Source organism: Pseudomonas sp. IT-347P (assembly GCF_949768005.1).
Lineage (GTDB): Bacteria > Pseudomonadota > Gammaproteobacteria > Pseudomonadales > Pseudomonadaceae > Aquipseudomonas.
This window is the reverse complement of sequence record NZ_CATKPQ010000025.1, coordinates 1-564: the sequence shown is the minus strand read 5'-3', so window position 1 is coordinate 564 and position 564 is coordinate 1. Positions and strand designations below refer to the sequence as shown.

The 564-nt window shown below is 59.2% G+C and carries 1 pseudogene; it reads left to right on the top strand.

What is annotated here, in order from left to right:
• Nucleotides 1-564: pseudogene (locus tag ACM6IV_RS12730) on the top strand (hypothetical protein); the annotation flags it as partial.

Genomic DNA, 564 nt, shown 5'->3' with positions numbered 1-564 from the left:
AGGCCTCGGCCGTTGGCGGTGTTGCCGATTGCCGATGGCAACCCGGCAATGGGCAGCCCGCTGATCACACAGGCGGCCAACAATGGCGAAGGCCCCGAGTTTGTCGTCAGCGCACTCACCGCAAACGCCATCATGCGCGTGAACCGCTGGCCACTGATTGCCCTGAAACAGTACGTCTGGTTGCGCGTGACAGGCACCAACCGCGATGACAGCGTTTACACCAAAACCTTTTGGCAGCCCCCCGCTTCACAAACCAACACTGACTGGATCAGCCAAGGCTTCTACAGCCACCCGATGCCGCTGGCCGACGCGAAAGGCCTGAAAGATGGCAGCTCGTTGAAGATGGAATTCAAGGTCGGGCTGGGCAGTAGTCAGGTTGAAGGTGAGGCCCTGACCTTTGCGGAGCGCATCTATACCATCAAGGCCGTAGAAGACATAAAACCGGCGATCACCAGAGCCGAAGACTCCAAGGCCACGGAAATTCCGCATAACGGCGGCACGGTCGATCCCGTTGTAACCTTGACCGGTACTGCCGCGCCAGACCAGGAGGTCGAGGTATTCGAA